The organism is Psychrobacter sp. 1U2, assembly GCF_051847575.1.
In genome coordinates, this window is record NZ_JBPYDC010000001.1 from 272,457 (window position 1) to 284,788 (window position 12,332).

Annotated in this window: 14 protein-coding genes and 1 pseudogene; 4 read left to right on the forward strand and 11 right to left on the reverse strand. The window is 41.3% G+C overall.

From position 1 onward, the window contains the following. Positions 1-132: 132 nt before the first annotated feature. The 5 genes from ACS8FD_RS01130 to ACS8FD_RS01150 form a co-directional block, all read right to left on the reverse strand. A complete protein-coding gene (locus ACS8FD_RS01130) occupies positions 133-288 on the reverse strand; it encodes a hypothetical protein (protein ID WP_156770962.1) in 156 nt (51 codons plus the stop codon). A 98-nt stretch (positions 289-386) separates the two neighbouring features. Continuing rightward, a complete protein-coding gene (locus ACS8FD_RS01135; protein ID WP_223334650.1) occupies positions 387-665 on the reverse strand; it encodes a DUF5676 family membrane protein in 279 nt (92 codons plus the stop codon). Positions 666-777: 112 nt separating this feature from the next. Beyond that, on the reverse strand, positions 778-1,431 hold the full coding sequence (locus tag ACS8FD_RS01140) for a methyltransferase family protein (protein ID WP_068037334.1): 654 nt from the start codon (positions 1,429-1,431) through the stop codon (positions 778-780). 129 nt (positions 1,432-1,560) lie between these two features. Beyond that, a complete protein-coding gene (locus ACS8FD_RS01145; protein WP_240991030.1) occupies positions 1,561-2,904 on the reverse strand; it encodes an APC family permease in 1,344 nt (447 codons plus the stop codon). Between the two features lie 145 nt (positions 2,905-3,049). After that, positions 3,050-3,526 (reverse strand): DUF305 domain-containing protein, encoded by a 477-nt coding sequence (locus tag ACS8FD_RS01150; protein WP_037059145.1) that lies wholly within the window; start codon positions 3,524-3,526, stop codon positions 3,050-3,052. Positions 3,527-3,627: 101 nt separating this feature from the next. Between ACS8FD_RS01150 and ACS8FD_RS01155 the strand changes: the two genes are divergently transcribed. Both ACS8FD_RS01155 and ACS8FD_RS01160 read left to right on the forward strand, forming a co-directional pair. After that, positions 3,628-4,068, forward strand: coding sequence for a helix-turn-helix domain-containing protein (locus ACS8FD_RS01155; protein WP_439274032.1), 441 nt, complete (start codon positions 3,628-3,630; stop codon positions 4,066-4,068). 8 nt (positions 4,069-4,076) lie between these two features. Beyond that, positions 4,077-4,460 (forward strand): annotated as a pseudogene (locus ACS8FD_RS01160) (transposase family protein); the annotation flags it as partial. A gap of 78 nt (positions 4,461-4,538) precedes the next feature. Here ACS8FD_RS01160 and ACS8FD_RS01165 read toward each other — a convergent pair. The 6 genes from ACS8FD_RS01165 to ACS8FD_RS01190 all read right to left on the reverse strand — a co-directional run bounded on the left by ACS8FD_RS01165 (position 4,539) and on the right by ACS8FD_RS01190 (position 9,623). Beyond that, complete coding sequence (locus ACS8FD_RS01165; protein WP_058025616.1) at positions 4,539-5,666, reverse strand: copper resistance protein B; 1,128 nt, start codon at positions 5,664-5,666, stop codon at positions 4,539-4,541. 25 nt (positions 5,667-5,691) lie between these two features. Further along, positions 5,692-7,389 (reverse strand): copper resistance system multicopper oxidase, encoded by a 1,698-nt coding sequence (locus ACS8FD_RS01170; protein WP_439260842.1) that lies wholly within the window; start codon positions 7,387-7,389, stop codon positions 5,692-5,694. Between the two features lie 67 nt (positions 7,390-7,456). After that, positions 7,457-8,086: a DUF411 domain-containing protein gene (locus ACS8FD_RS01175; protein WP_025645678.1), complete on the reverse strand. Its 630-nt coding sequence runs from the start codon at positions 8,084-8,086 to the stop codon at positions 7,457-7,459. Between the two features lie 139 nt (positions 8,087-8,225). Beyond that, on the reverse strand, positions 8,226-8,822 hold the full coding sequence (locus tag ACS8FD_RS01180) for a c-type cytochrome (RefSeq protein ID WP_025645677.1): 597 nt from the start codon (positions 8,820-8,822) through the stop codon (positions 8,226-8,228). Between the two features lie 61 nt (positions 8,823-8,883). Next, on the reverse strand, positions 8,884-9,162 hold the full coding sequence (locus tag ACS8FD_RS01185) for a hypothetical protein (RefSeq protein ID WP_093068416.1): 279 nt from the start codon (positions 9,160-9,162) through the stop codon (positions 8,884-8,886). 134 nt (positions 9,163-9,296) lie between these two features. After that, complete coding sequence (locus tag ACS8FD_RS01190; RefSeq protein ID WP_439274034.1) at positions 9,297-9,623, reverse strand: hypothetical protein; 327 nt, start codon at positions 9,621-9,623, stop codon at positions 9,297-9,299. A gap of 227 nt (positions 9,624-9,850) precedes the next feature. Between ACS8FD_RS01190 and ACS8FD_RS01195 the strand changes: the two genes are divergently transcribed. Both ACS8FD_RS01195 and ACS8FD_RS01200 read left to right on the forward strand, forming a co-directional pair. After that, positions 9,851-10,585 (forward strand): heavy metal response regulator transcription factor, encoded by a 735-nt coding sequence (locus ACS8FD_RS01195; protein WP_439274035.1) that lies wholly within the window; start codon positions 9,851-9,853, stop codon positions 10,583-10,585. Next, positions 10,575-12,128 carry an ATP-binding protein gene (locus ACS8FD_RS01200; RefSeq protein ID WP_025645671.1) on the forward strand — a complete coding sequence of 518 codons (1,554 nt, stop codon included), beginning with the start codon at positions 10,575-10,577 and terminating at the stop codon, positions 12,126-12,128. Before ACS8FD_RS01195 ends, ACS8FD_RS01200 begins: the two co-directional genes overlap by 11 nt. Positions 12,129-12,332: the final 204 nt, after the last annotated feature.

The following is a 12,332-nucleotide window of genomic DNA, read 5'->3' on the forward strand; positions in this document are numbered from 1 at the left end:
ACTCCTTGAAGACAATAAATATTTATAATAAGTACAACTCTTAAAGCACTATCATCAATCCTCGATTGCTATTCATCTAATCATTAATCTAAAAACCTCTAAAAAATAATTTCTATACTTTTCAATTGGAATTTAGTTTTTATCACGCAAATACTTGAGCAGTGCCATGATTGTTAGTACTAGTACTGCGAAAAATAGTAGGGTGAATAACAAACAGATAAGCATCATAACCCAGCCCATGCCATACATCATTGAGCCGTTCATCATGCCATGCATTGACCCATTCATTATGATTTCTCCTCAGTCTAAACTGTGATCACTCCAACTCTTCAATTAATTTTTACTCGAACCGAAGAGGTTTACTGACTGTTAATATATCAATATCTTTAGCGCACTTTGGCGAACCAACGATATAGTGGCACGAACAAGATGGCGAAATACCAACCGTAAAGATATGATTCGACAAACCCAATTAGAAAACCTGTCCACGTCAACCACTCAAAGCCAGGTAGTAGAGGTGCCCAAGCTTCGTGCATCGCTATCTGCTCGGGTGCAAGTAAGCCAAAGCCTATGCATAACAGGTAACTAATGAGTAGAAACAACGATACACTGTTGCCAACAGGGGCAATCCTTAAAGTACTTGTTGTTAAGTTTGATTTGACCATCTTAGTAATCCTCACTATTGTATGATGTGGTTCAAGCTCAAGATAACCAATCGTATCTAACCATGCTAACTCTAAGGATTTGTATGAATTAAAGCTTTATCCTGTATTGATATTACTTTTTAACTCGTGCGGCGGCGGCAAGTTGACGCCATTGACCCCATTGAGGAATAAACATTGGCACTTGCTGTTTGTAAGCAAGGTAGTCTTTACCAAACTCTTCAAACATATGCCGTTCCTCACGTCGAGCTAACCATGTGTATACAAGCACAATCACTGGAAACAGACCGATTGAAAACAGAGTTGGCCAATGCACCACACCCTCACCGAACAGTGCAATAAACAACCCGGTGTACTGAGGATGACGTACGTAGGCATAGAGTCCATCAGTTACTAAACGATTTTCCCCTCGTGCTTTGTGGACTTGGCGCCAACCTTGAGCAAAAAGACCGACTCCTAAAAATGCAATAGCATAGCCGAGTAGCATTGAGATCATCATGCCTGTCTCACCTAAACCAACAAGGGTCGACCATAAGCTAGCGCTGACATATTGGCTGTCCAAACCAAAAAACCGTACTAATAAATATATAGTGAGCGGAAAGCCATACATTTCTGCGTAAAGTGCAATAATGAAAGCCTGAACTACACCAGCACCCGCCCATTCACGCCAGTTCTTTGGTGCGAAATAACGGTAAAAGAACCAAGAAATCAGAACAATAACAATTAGTGCGAGACCCCAAGTTCCAGCGTGATTAAATGACTCATTCATAGCTTACTTTCCCTGTTGTCTTTATGAATATCGTATTGCATGAAATCAATTCTTGAAGATAGTAAGCAGACGCTTAAATCTATGCAATTTTTAACCAAACAATTTTCTGTAAACTCTTTGATGTTACTGTCAATGATGGTCTGCAAGCGTATCTTTTTCGATAGCTTTTTTCCTCGCTGAAGATTTCAGGTAAACCTGCTCAGCCACAGCAATCACTACAATAGTGACGACTGCTACGCCAAGTACGAATGGATCTGAGTTTAGTTTAATCCAGACAAAACCGCCGAGAACCAACAGGTCAAGAAGTATGGCCACTATAGGCACCCACATCACCGCCTTTATATCCTGACGAAGGTATCGCAAAACACCCCAATGAATGGCGATATCCATAATTAGATAGAAAACAATGCCAAGCGCTGCAATTCGTGATAAGTCAAATAACGTCGTAAAAGCTAAACCCAACACCACAGTATAGACCAACGTATGTTTTTGAACGCTTCCCGGCATTCCCAAATGACGATGAGGCACCAGCTTCATCTCAGTCAACATAGCAAGCATACGAGAGACTGCGAAGATGCTAGCAAGGAGGCCGCCAGCGGTAGCTACCATTGCGATTGCAACTGTGAACCATAGACCATAGTCGCCAAGTGCTGGGCGTGCGGCGGCAGCCAAGGAGTAATCTTTAGTTTCGATGATTTCGGCAAGAGATAGATTACTAGACACCGCGAAACCGACTAGAGTGTAAATAACTACGCATATTGCGATTGATATTACAATGGCACGGCCGACGTTGCGATGAGGATTTTTTACTTCCGAGCCACTGTTGGTAATCGTGGTAAAGCCTTTAAATGCCAGTATGCCTAGCGCCGTTGCGCCAAGAAAGTCACCAATAGTATTAGTGTCATCTAATGTAGAAGAATCAACTGCAAAGCTATCAGCTAGCCAGATACCAACCAACCCGAATATAAGAATACCGACAATTTTTATAATACCGATAACCGATGCAACCCCCTGAATCCAACGATTACCAAGTAAATTGATAAAGAACGCAGCAAGAATAAGCGCGGCGCCAAGGATGGATACCATGCGACCGCTGTCATCGCCACCGAATAACTGCATAGTGTATGACCCGAACGTCCGGGCCAAAAAGCTCTGCGCTATAACCATGGAGAAATACATCAGCAGGGCATTAAATCCAGTCGGTAAACGATCTCCGTATGCCTGATGCAGGTACATTGCAACACCGCCAGCCGACGGGTAAGCGTTAGAGATTTTGATATAAGAATAGGCACTAAAAGAAACAACGATTGCGGCGGCTAGAAAAGCAAGTGGGAAAAGCGAACCCGTCATCTGAGCCATCTGACCGGTCAGAGCGAAAATACCAGCACCGATCATGACACCGGTACCTAGCATAACTGTTCCTGATAATGTCAAACTATCCTTCTGATAGCGAGTCGTTCTATCTTGCTTCATACTTATTCGACCTTAATCTATTTCTTCGTAGAACTTCAGTTTTACAGGTTATTTTTGAAGTAAGGAGTAGGTATAGTTAGAATTAAAAGACGCGATATAGTAAATAGTTTTTAAAGAAGAGCTTACTTATTGGTATCATAATATATTATTCCAACTCATCAATAAGTGCTTGCATCTCACCGATTTCACGCTTTTGTGCTTCGATAATGTCATCAGCAAGCTGACGTACACGTGGATCTTCGATATCAGCACGCGAACTGGTCAAAATAGCAATCGAGTGATGCGGTATCATCGCCTGCATCCAATCCACTTGATCGACCGTTTGTTGTGATCTAACGCCCCATAAACCAAAGGCAAATAGCACGACACTAATCCCATAAACCATTAGATTGACCTTAGTCTTTTTATACATATTGGTCATAAAGGCGAGCATAATAATAGCCATCATAGCGCCCATATATAACGCCATATAAGCTCTGGTTTCGCTAAAATAAACGTGATCCCATTGATAAGTATTAAAATACATCATGATAAACATCACGACTGTCGATGTTAAAATCATGATTGTGAACTTTACATAAGGGTTCATTTGCTTCTGTTTATTATCCATATGGTTATTCATATTCTTGTCCTTAATTTAGTAAAAAGGCACCTAAATAGACCTCTTGCAAAAGTAATTATAAGACACAACGTATATTATTGAACTCTACTTACTTAATAGATATGCCAAACATAGATAAGCTACTCAAACAAAGTGACGCTGGTTTTAAACGCTACACTGGCATTCATAAAGCCACCTTTTATAACATGCTTGAGGCCATGCAAGAGCATGAAGCATCTAAGACCAAATCAGGTAGACCAAGCGTGCTTAGTATTGAGGCTCAAATATTACTGGCCCTGACTTATTGGCGTGAATACCGCACGCTTTATCATATCAGTATGGACTTTGGTATTCATGAGTCTTCTGCTAGCCGTATCATTCGTAAAGTAGAAGACGTACTTATCGATTCAGGTAAGTTTGAATTGCCCAAAAAGCTGCCTAGTCGTGTCGATGAGAACATCAATTGGTCAGTCGTCATTGTCGATGCCACCGAAACCCCTATTGAGCGTCCAAAAAAAACCAAAGAGACTACTACAGCGGTAAGAAAAAACAACACACCTTAAAAGCGCAGGTTATCGTTCATTGGCAAACTGGTTTGATACTCGATGTGCAAACCTGTAAAGGGTCAATCCACGATTTTAAGCTGTATAAAGATACTTGTCCTGATTGGTTGCCTGAGAATACTAACTATCTAGCAGACAGTGGTTATCAGGGTATAGCAAATCTACATAAGCAAACTTTCACACCATTTAAGAAACCTCGTGGTGGTCAGTTATTGGAGATATGCAAACAGGCCAATCACTATCTGGCAAAGTTCCGTATTGTGGTTGAGCACAAAATAGGCTTAATCAAGTTGTTTAAAATCGTGGCTCATAAATATCGCAACCGTCGTCAGCGCTACGATCTTAGAATGAAGCTATTTGCTGGTATCATTAATTCCGAGCTTAAACTATGACTTTTGCAAGAGGTCTAATAAAGAGGTGCCTTTTTTTAGAGCTAGTGTTATAAACTGTTGTTACTTACATGGTTAACACTAGAACCAAAATTTCACACCAGCTGTAACGCTACTAGAATCAACAGCTTCGTCTTCTTGACGTCGCAAATCTCTTGCGTTGCCTAAAGCGGTCTCATAGCTGATACCCACATAAGGCGCGAGCTGACGACTTAACATCTCGTAAGTAAGCCTAACGTCAGCCCCAAACTCATTAAAGCCTTTAGTAATATGGTTATCTGTATCATCTTTGCTAAATGCCGTCAGCTCTACTTCTGGAATCACTACCCAATGTTGATCTAAGCGCCACTCATACTCCGCACCTAGATCTAGACGAACTTGCCCATCAGTATATAAATAAGCTCTAGCATCGGTTTCGATGAAGTAAGGTGCAGTGCCTGCAATACCAGCCATCACGGCAGATTTATCATTTTCGGTATCATAAGCAACACCGGCTTCCCCATTCCAAAAAATACTAAGTGGCTTCCAGTAAGATAGTGAGGTTAAGCTATCAATTTCTTTATCATCTTTAGTTTGGATACTACCTTCGCTACGTAGCGTTACGCGGTTGCTGTCTGTACCGTACCACGTATCAAACTCATAATTGATTTGATCATCGTCAAATTGATAGCCCAAATCGTCTACTGATACGCCCCATAACGGTAAGCTACCCATCATCACAGGCTTACCAAAGCGACCATAGGGAACACCGTTCGAGTAGTCAGGGCTTCGAGCATCGGCTGGTGCTTCGCCACCTTGCATTCCTGACATGTCCATACTGCCATGATCCATGCCCGACATATCCATGCCACTATGATCCATACCTGACATATCGCCCGACATATCCATGCCACTATGATCCATATCTGACATGTCACCTGACATATCCATACCACTGTGATCCATATCCGACATATCGCCTGACATATCCATACCACTATGATCCATATCCGACATATCGCCTGACATATCCATGCCACTATGGTCCATATCTGACATATTGCCCGACATATCCATGCTGCTGTGATCCATATCTGACATATCCATACCAGACATGTCCATACTGCCATGATCCATGTTCGACATCTCAGCAGCGTTTGCTAAAGGTGACATTAGTAGCATCAAAGATGACATGCCAATAAACGGTAGACCTACTTTATATATTTTCATAATAAGGCTCATATTCGAAGGTTTATTAAACAACGGCAACTTCTCTAAACATCCCTGCTTCCATGTGATAGAGCAAGTGGCAATGCCATGCCCATCTGCCAGCTTCTCCGGTGACATCAAAGCTTATCTTTTGTGCAGGCTGTACCATTATCGTATGCTTACGTACTTGAAACTCACCTGAAGGCATCCGCAGATCGCTCCACATACCATGCAAATGCATGGGATGATTCATCATGGTGTCATTGACTAAGGTAATACGTACGCGCTCGTTGGGCTTAATATTGACCGGTGCGGCATCTTTGAACATAACCCCGTCTAGAGCCCAAATATAGCGCTCCATGTTTCCCGTCAGATGTATTTCAATCTCTCTGGTGGGTTTGCGCTGCTCTGCCATTATCTCATCGCCGACAGAGCGCAACTGACTATAATTCAAAACCTTTCTATCAATGTTACGTAGATTAATACCAGGGTCATCAAGGTTCATACGCGGACTATCAACGCGCATATCGGACTTAAAGTCATATTCTGTTTTGGCATGTTTAGCGTTATAGCCATTCGATCCCATGGCGCCCATCATGTCGGCCATCGTCAGCCATTCGATTTTGTCCATAGCAGGTATCGCAGGACGAGCACCTTTTTTGGTAGCAAGCGTTGTCGCAACATAGCCTGACCGATCTATGTTTTGAGCAAATATGGTATGCGCGTCTTTAGTGGGCGTCACGATGACATCATAAGTCTCGGCCACCCCAATACGGAAATCATCGATATCGACGGGACTGACATCAATCCCATCCGTCGCGACGACTTTCATTTTTAGGCCGGGGATGCGTACATCAAATATCGTCTGCGCTGAACCATTAATAAAACGTAGTTTGACAGGCTGTCCAGCCTTGACAAGTTGCGTCCAGTTAGCCGCTGTGGTTTTACCATTCATCAGATAGGTAAAGGTTTTTTCACCAGACAGATCAGTAAAGTCTGTCGGCATCATCCGCATCTGATTCCACATTTTGCGCTTATCAAAAGCAGCTTTTAGATCTGTTGCGGCAATATCGGACAGTAGCTTTTTAAAATCTGGTAAATGATAATTATCAAAGTCTGCGCGTTGCTTTAATAGTTTAACCAAGTTGTGCGGGTCACGGTGCGTCCAATCACTGAGCAAAATGACATGGTCTTCCTCGATAGGATAGCGTTCGCGCCCTTTAGGTTCAATCACAATAGCCCCGCGCATACCGGTCTGCTCTTGGAAGCCAGTATGCGAGTGATACCAATAAGTGCCTGACTGTGTCAGTTTAAATTTGTACGTGAAGGTGCTACCCGCAGGAATACCATCAAAGCTGATACCCGGTACGCCATCCATCTCAAACGGCACTAAGAGGCCATGCCAGTGAATAGAGGTCGACTCATTCAGCTGATTATGGACTCGAATGGTGACCGTATCGCCTTCTTGCATCTTAAGCGTTGGCGCAGGCAGTGAGTCATTTATCAGCGTTGCCATGCTTGACTTGCCGTTGACCGTTATCATCTTCTCACTGACATAAAGATCAAATTCATTACCCGTTAGTATAGGTACAATGTGATCGGCTCTATCACTATTGACTACGACATTTTGGCTTTTAGTTAAAGCACTATTAGCCATCGTCGGTAGTGTGGATAGCATCGACGCGCCGAGCAAGGTGGATGACCCTGTCAAAAAACGCCTGCGGTTAAATCTGTTTTTATTCATAATATTGACCTAAGTTAATCCATGAAATGAGAGTTGAACTTATATATCTGATAACTTATTAATAGAACTACATCTGCTGCGCTGGCGACTCAATAGCCGCATACACTTGAGTGCTGCCATCCTTGTTCAATTGCATGACTTTATAGGGCATAAATTTATCTTGATATTCCATGCCCGGACTACCAACTGGCATACTCGGTACCGCAAGACCGATGGAATCAGTTGGCGGATTGGCTAGAAACTGTGCCATGTATTTGGCAGGAACGTGACCTTCAAAAACATAACCATTAGTAGTGACGGTGGTATGACAAGAGCGCATTTGCTGCGGGACACCGTAACGCTCTTTAAATAAAGATAAATCTGTAACGTCTTGCGCAGTTGCGCTTAGACCATGACCTTCGGCATAGCCTACCCATTCTTTGCAGCAGCCACAATTAGCATCTTTGTAAACTGTAGCCGAGACGTTTTGTAGAATTGTCGACCCAGTACCTGAATTAGCACTGACAGACATCATTTGCGGTTGTGGTTGCTCTATTTGAGCACTTTTGGTGGCAAGCGTTGGCTCAGTTTGAGTAGAATTTGAAACACTAGTATCGGGCTGACTACAAGCCATTACTGTTGACGTTGCTACTAGTAAAAGAGCAGAAGCTGATACCTTTTTATGTCCATTGCCCATTATATTTATATAGCGTCTCATAACTTACTCCTAAGCGTCTGCTTATCTGTTGAACCTTCTAAAGATTTATACCCTATAACTAAGTGTAGTATAGGCAAAGTTTAAATCCCAAAAGGCAGCACTATTTAGCACTGCGCTTTTATAAAGGAATATGGAAGAATTAATGCTGCATTCCAGCTCCACCTTCTGACATATCCATCATGTCGCTATTCAGTGACATATCCATCATGTCATCATCCAGTCTAGTGGTTAGCATGGTATACTGATTCTCATTTAACTCAGGTAGTGATCTAATAAAAGCGACCATTGCCCACATTCTATCGTCGTCATGAGAAGCACCCCATGCTGGCATGCCTGATGCCATAATACCGTGCTTAATCGCCCAAAAACTTTGCTGAGCTCCTGCATCCGTTTTATAACGATCAACTACTTGCGCATTAGTGAAATTAGGTGGCTTAGGGTATAGGCTCTCACTAAAATCAGTGCTCTCTACCCCAGGAGACAAATGGCAGCCTGCGCACATATCTTTGTAATCGGCACCGCCTGAGCTAATCATCTCTACTTTTTCTAAATCTGGAACAATAATGTCCTTGCTAGCGTAGGCTATTGAACGGGTGCGAGCCGTCTCCAAGAAATTATAAACCAATGGACTATGTCCTTGATCAGCGCCAATATTAATGACACCACTCATAACCACAGTAAAGACACCAACAATAGCGACCACGACAGTGAAAAGTACTCCTAGTAAAAACTTCATATGTTTTCCTAAAAATTTATTTCCGTTAAGTGTTGACTGCTATTTAACAGAGCTAAAATTTTTAAGATTTACTGTCGTTAGTAACGCAGTGTTTTTGGTACATTTGCTTCATTTTACCCATGTTAGCCATCATCGCTTTCATGGCAGGATCGCTCATGTCCATCTTGCTATGATCCATTTTTCCCATCATATCCATATGCTTTTGCATTTTTTCACAGTTCATTTGATCTTTTTCAGCATGCATTTTAGGATCATGTGCTAGAGCTGAGGTTGAAACGACTAGAGCGACGGCAGTGGCTACGATTGCTTTAGGTAAAGACTTTGATTTAAAGAGTGACATGGTTAATCCTTAATTGATTTAGTTGAGGGTACATAAAGCTTTAGGATATTAATTCAGTCTAAAGCATAACTTATTGATTCTGACAGAGAGATGACAGCAAGATGACAATATTGTCATCTTGCTACTTTTATATTTTAATGCTGCACGTATTCATTTAGTATGGCATCAGCATTTCTATCACGATCGCTACCATATTTTTTTATAAAATACTTTTCAGACTGCAGATGTTGATCTTGATGCTGAACTTGGCAAGCGACTCGTGCATCAACATAGCTTTTCATTTGAGCATCAGACATCTGCGCGTTATTGTGATCTAGATTTCTGGCAAACGTAGTTAAGTTATCGCAATTATCGATAGTTGAAGTGCTTAGATTGGTAGTATGCGCATTAGCTGCTGATATACCGATAAGCATCGAAGCGGATAGCAGCACCACTTTTTTGAATGAACGATAGCTTTTCATATAACATCCTTAATAAATTATTAAATATTGAAACTAATTACCTGTAGTAATAATTCATAGTAGCTACTCGTATCAAGAATGAGCCGCTATGTACTATAGGTATAGATTAACAAACGAAGACTGACCATTTGATGACGAGCGCATGACATCTTTGTCAGATACCAGTCCGTTTTGTCATTTATATTGATTTGGGTATTATAAAATCATAATTATATTGAAGGATTACTATGAAAGTACTACTAGTAGAAGATGAATTAAAACTCGGCGAATATGTAAAAAAAGGCTTAAGTGAAGCAGGCTTCATTGTTGATCATCAGCTGACAGGTTTAGATGGCTACCATGCTATGATGACTGAAGAGTTTAGCGTGATACTCATGGATGTTATGCTGCCTGATGTTAGCGGTTTTGAGCTAGTACGTAATTACCGAGCGGCTGGCAAGCATACGCCAGTGTTATTTCTAACCGCAAAAGATGATTTAGATGACAAAATCAAGGGGATTGAGATTGGCGGTGATGATTATCTGACCAAACCTTTTGCCTTTGCAGAGTTAATAGTCAGGATAAAAAGCTTATTACGACGCGCCAATCAAGCCGACTATAAAAGTACGCTCATGCAAATAGCGGATCTCAAAATGGACATTGCCAAGCGCACTGTACATAGAGGAGACACGCCCATTAAACTAACCGCAAAAGAGTTCTCCCTATTACAGTTTCTATTAGAGCGCCGCGGTGAAGTATTACCACGCTCAATCATTGCTTCACAAGTATGGGATATGAACTTTGATAACGATACTAATGTGATTGATGTGGCAATAAGACGTCTGCGTATAAAAATAGACGATGAGTTTGATACCAAGCTAATTCATACTGTGCGTGGCATGGGCTACCGATTAGATGCTGTCAACGTTTCAGCTAGTAATAAAGCTGCCAGCGAAACGGAAGATAGCCAATATGATAAATAGATTGGACAATCGACGCTTACCCTTACTATGGCGAACTGTGTTTTTATTGACGATATTTGTCGTTTTATCGCAGTTGATAGTCTATATCTGGGTACAGCACTCTGTTAAAGGCCATTTTGAGCAAATGGATGCTGAAATCATTACCCACGCAGCCTTTAATCTACGTAAGCGCGTAACAGAGGCGGATAACCAAATAGCCTCTCAGACACTACCTAAGCCTCAAAGTCCATCAAACACTCAACAACCGCTAAGCTCGAAAGCTTCTTCAAATCTACTTCCTACAATAGCCACAGAAAATGATGATCACCTGCATTCATCAGCGCTAGATTACGATCTAAAAACTATCATTGCTGATAAAGAGGGGCGATTGCTATCTAGTACTCCCAAAAACTTTGCTAATGAATTAAGTGCCGACTTTAACCTATTATCATTACAGCAAAATCATGATGACAGACAGTTTGTAATAAATATTAAAGACAGACGTTATCGAGCTATGGTTATTGGAGACGATGACATGCTTGCCCTTATCGCCTTACCCATTGACGTGCATCATCAGTATTTATTACAGTTTAACCGTCAACTTAGTCTGATCCTATTTGCCATCACACTACTGTTGGTTTCAATAGCAGCCTTAAGCGTGTATTGGGGTTTTGCCCCTTTATCCACTATCGTGCAAAGGATGAAAGGTATTCATCCTGAAAGATTGAGCGAAAGAGTAATAGTTAGTGATATGCCATTAGAGCTAAGACCTTTAGCAGAATCCTATAACTCGATGATGGCTAAGCTTGAAAGCAATTTTGAGTCGTTGTCGCGATTTTCAGACAATATCGCGCATGAGCTACGCACGCCAATAGCGACGCTAATTACGCAAACGCAAGTCATGTTAAATAAGCCTAGAGAGGAAGAGGAATATGTCGAACAATTACATCAGCAACATGACACCTTAGAGCAATTATCGGCGATGATTAACAACATGCTACTGCTAGCAAAAACCCAAAAAGGACTGAGTGATTCGCAAGTGACTACTGTAGATACTGAGGTCCTAATCAATAAGCTGTTAGATTACTTTGAAATGATTGCCGAGGATCGTAAAATAACTTTTGTAAAATTAGGAGATTTTAAGGCAGTATTAGGCGATGAAGGTTTATTACAAAGGCTATTTGCTAATCTGCTATCAAACGCGATCTACTACGCCGCTAGTAATAGCGTCGTCACAATATCAGCCACTGTCAACACTCCAAATACTTCCGTTAATAATTATAAGATGCTTGAAGACGATCAAAGTAACACTCAAACCGCGAAGCAATCTTGGCTAGAGATAACTTTTACTAACCTTCTAGAAAAACCTCTAAACCAAAGCGAAGCAGATCGATTGTTTGAGCGCTTTTATCGTCATGATAAAACTAGCCAGCACCATTCAGGATCAGGTTTGGGTTTATCTATCGTTCAGGCTATTGCTAATGCTCATAAAGGGACGGTCAATATCACTAACAAAGATGAGTATTGTTTTGAAGTTACTGTAGGATTATTGATTGCTAAGTAGCATACACCTCAATATCCTAGTGTTCAAAATATTAATAATATGTAGACCTACTATAGGTCTATTTTATTTTGATAAGTCGAAAGGCTCTGAATGCTATTATTCATATAGTGTATAAGGCTAGATTATGATGAGCTATGCTGAAGAAACCGTACACCTAAACTTGGTAAACTAACGACTCGATGAGGAGTTTACCATGACTAAGAA

Bases quoted from the DNA above. Each gene is read 5' to 3' on its own strand.
- ACS8FD_RS01130 (WP_156770962.1), bottom strand. From the start codon at position 288: ATGAATGGGTCAATGCATGGCATGATGAACGGCTCAATGATGTATGGC.
- ACS8FD_RS01135 (WP_223334650.1), bottom strand. From the start codon at position 665: ATGGTCAAATCAAACTTAACAACAAGTACTTTAAGGATTGCCCCTGTT.
- ACS8FD_RS01140 (WP_068037334.1), bottom strand. From the start codon at position 1,431: ATGAATGAGTCATTTAATCACGCTGGAACTTGGGGTCTCGCACTAATT.
- ACS8FD_RS01145 (WP_240991030.1), bottom strand. From the start codon at position 2,904: ATGAAGCAAGATAGAACGACTCGCTATCAGAAGGATAGTTTGACATTA.
- ACS8FD_RS01150 (WP_037059145.1), bottom strand. From the start codon at position 3,526: ATGAATAACCATATGGATAATAAACAGAAGCAAATGAACCCTTATGTA.
- ACS8FD_RS01155 (WP_439274032.1), top strand. From the start codon at position 3,628: ATGCCAAACATAGATAAGCTACTCAAACAAAGTGACGCTGGTTTTAAA.
- ACS8FD_RS01165 (WP_058025616.1), bottom strand. From the start codon at position 5,666: ATGAAAATATATAAAGTAGGTCTACCGTTTATTGGCATGTCATCTTTG.
- ACS8FD_RS01170 (WP_439260842.1), bottom strand. From the start codon at position 7,389: ATGAATAAAAACAGATTTAACCGCAGGCGTTTTTTGACAGGGTCATCC.
- ACS8FD_RS01175 (WP_025645678.1), bottom strand. From the start codon at position 8,086: ATGAGACGCTATATAAATATAATGGGCAATGGACATAAAAAGGTATCA.
- ACS8FD_RS01180 (WP_025645677.1), bottom strand. From the start codon at position 8,822: ATGAAGTTTTTACTAGGAGTACTTTTCACTGTCGTGGTCGCTATTGTT.
- ACS8FD_RS01185 (WP_093068416.1), bottom strand. From the start codon at position 9,162: ATGTCACTCTTTAAATCAAAGTCTTTACCTAAAGCAATCGTAGCCACT.
- ACS8FD_RS01190 (WP_439274034.1), bottom strand. From the start codon at position 9,623: ATGAAAAGCTATCGTTCATTCAAAAAAGTGGTGCTGCTATCCGCTTCG.
- ACS8FD_RS01195 (WP_439274035.1), top strand. From the start codon at position 9,851: ATGAAAGTACTACTAGTAGAAGATGAATTAAAACTCGGCGAATATGTA.
- ACS8FD_RS01200 (WP_025645671.1), top strand. From the start codon at position 10,575: ATGATAAATAGATTGGACAATCGACGCTTACCCTTACTATGGCGAACT.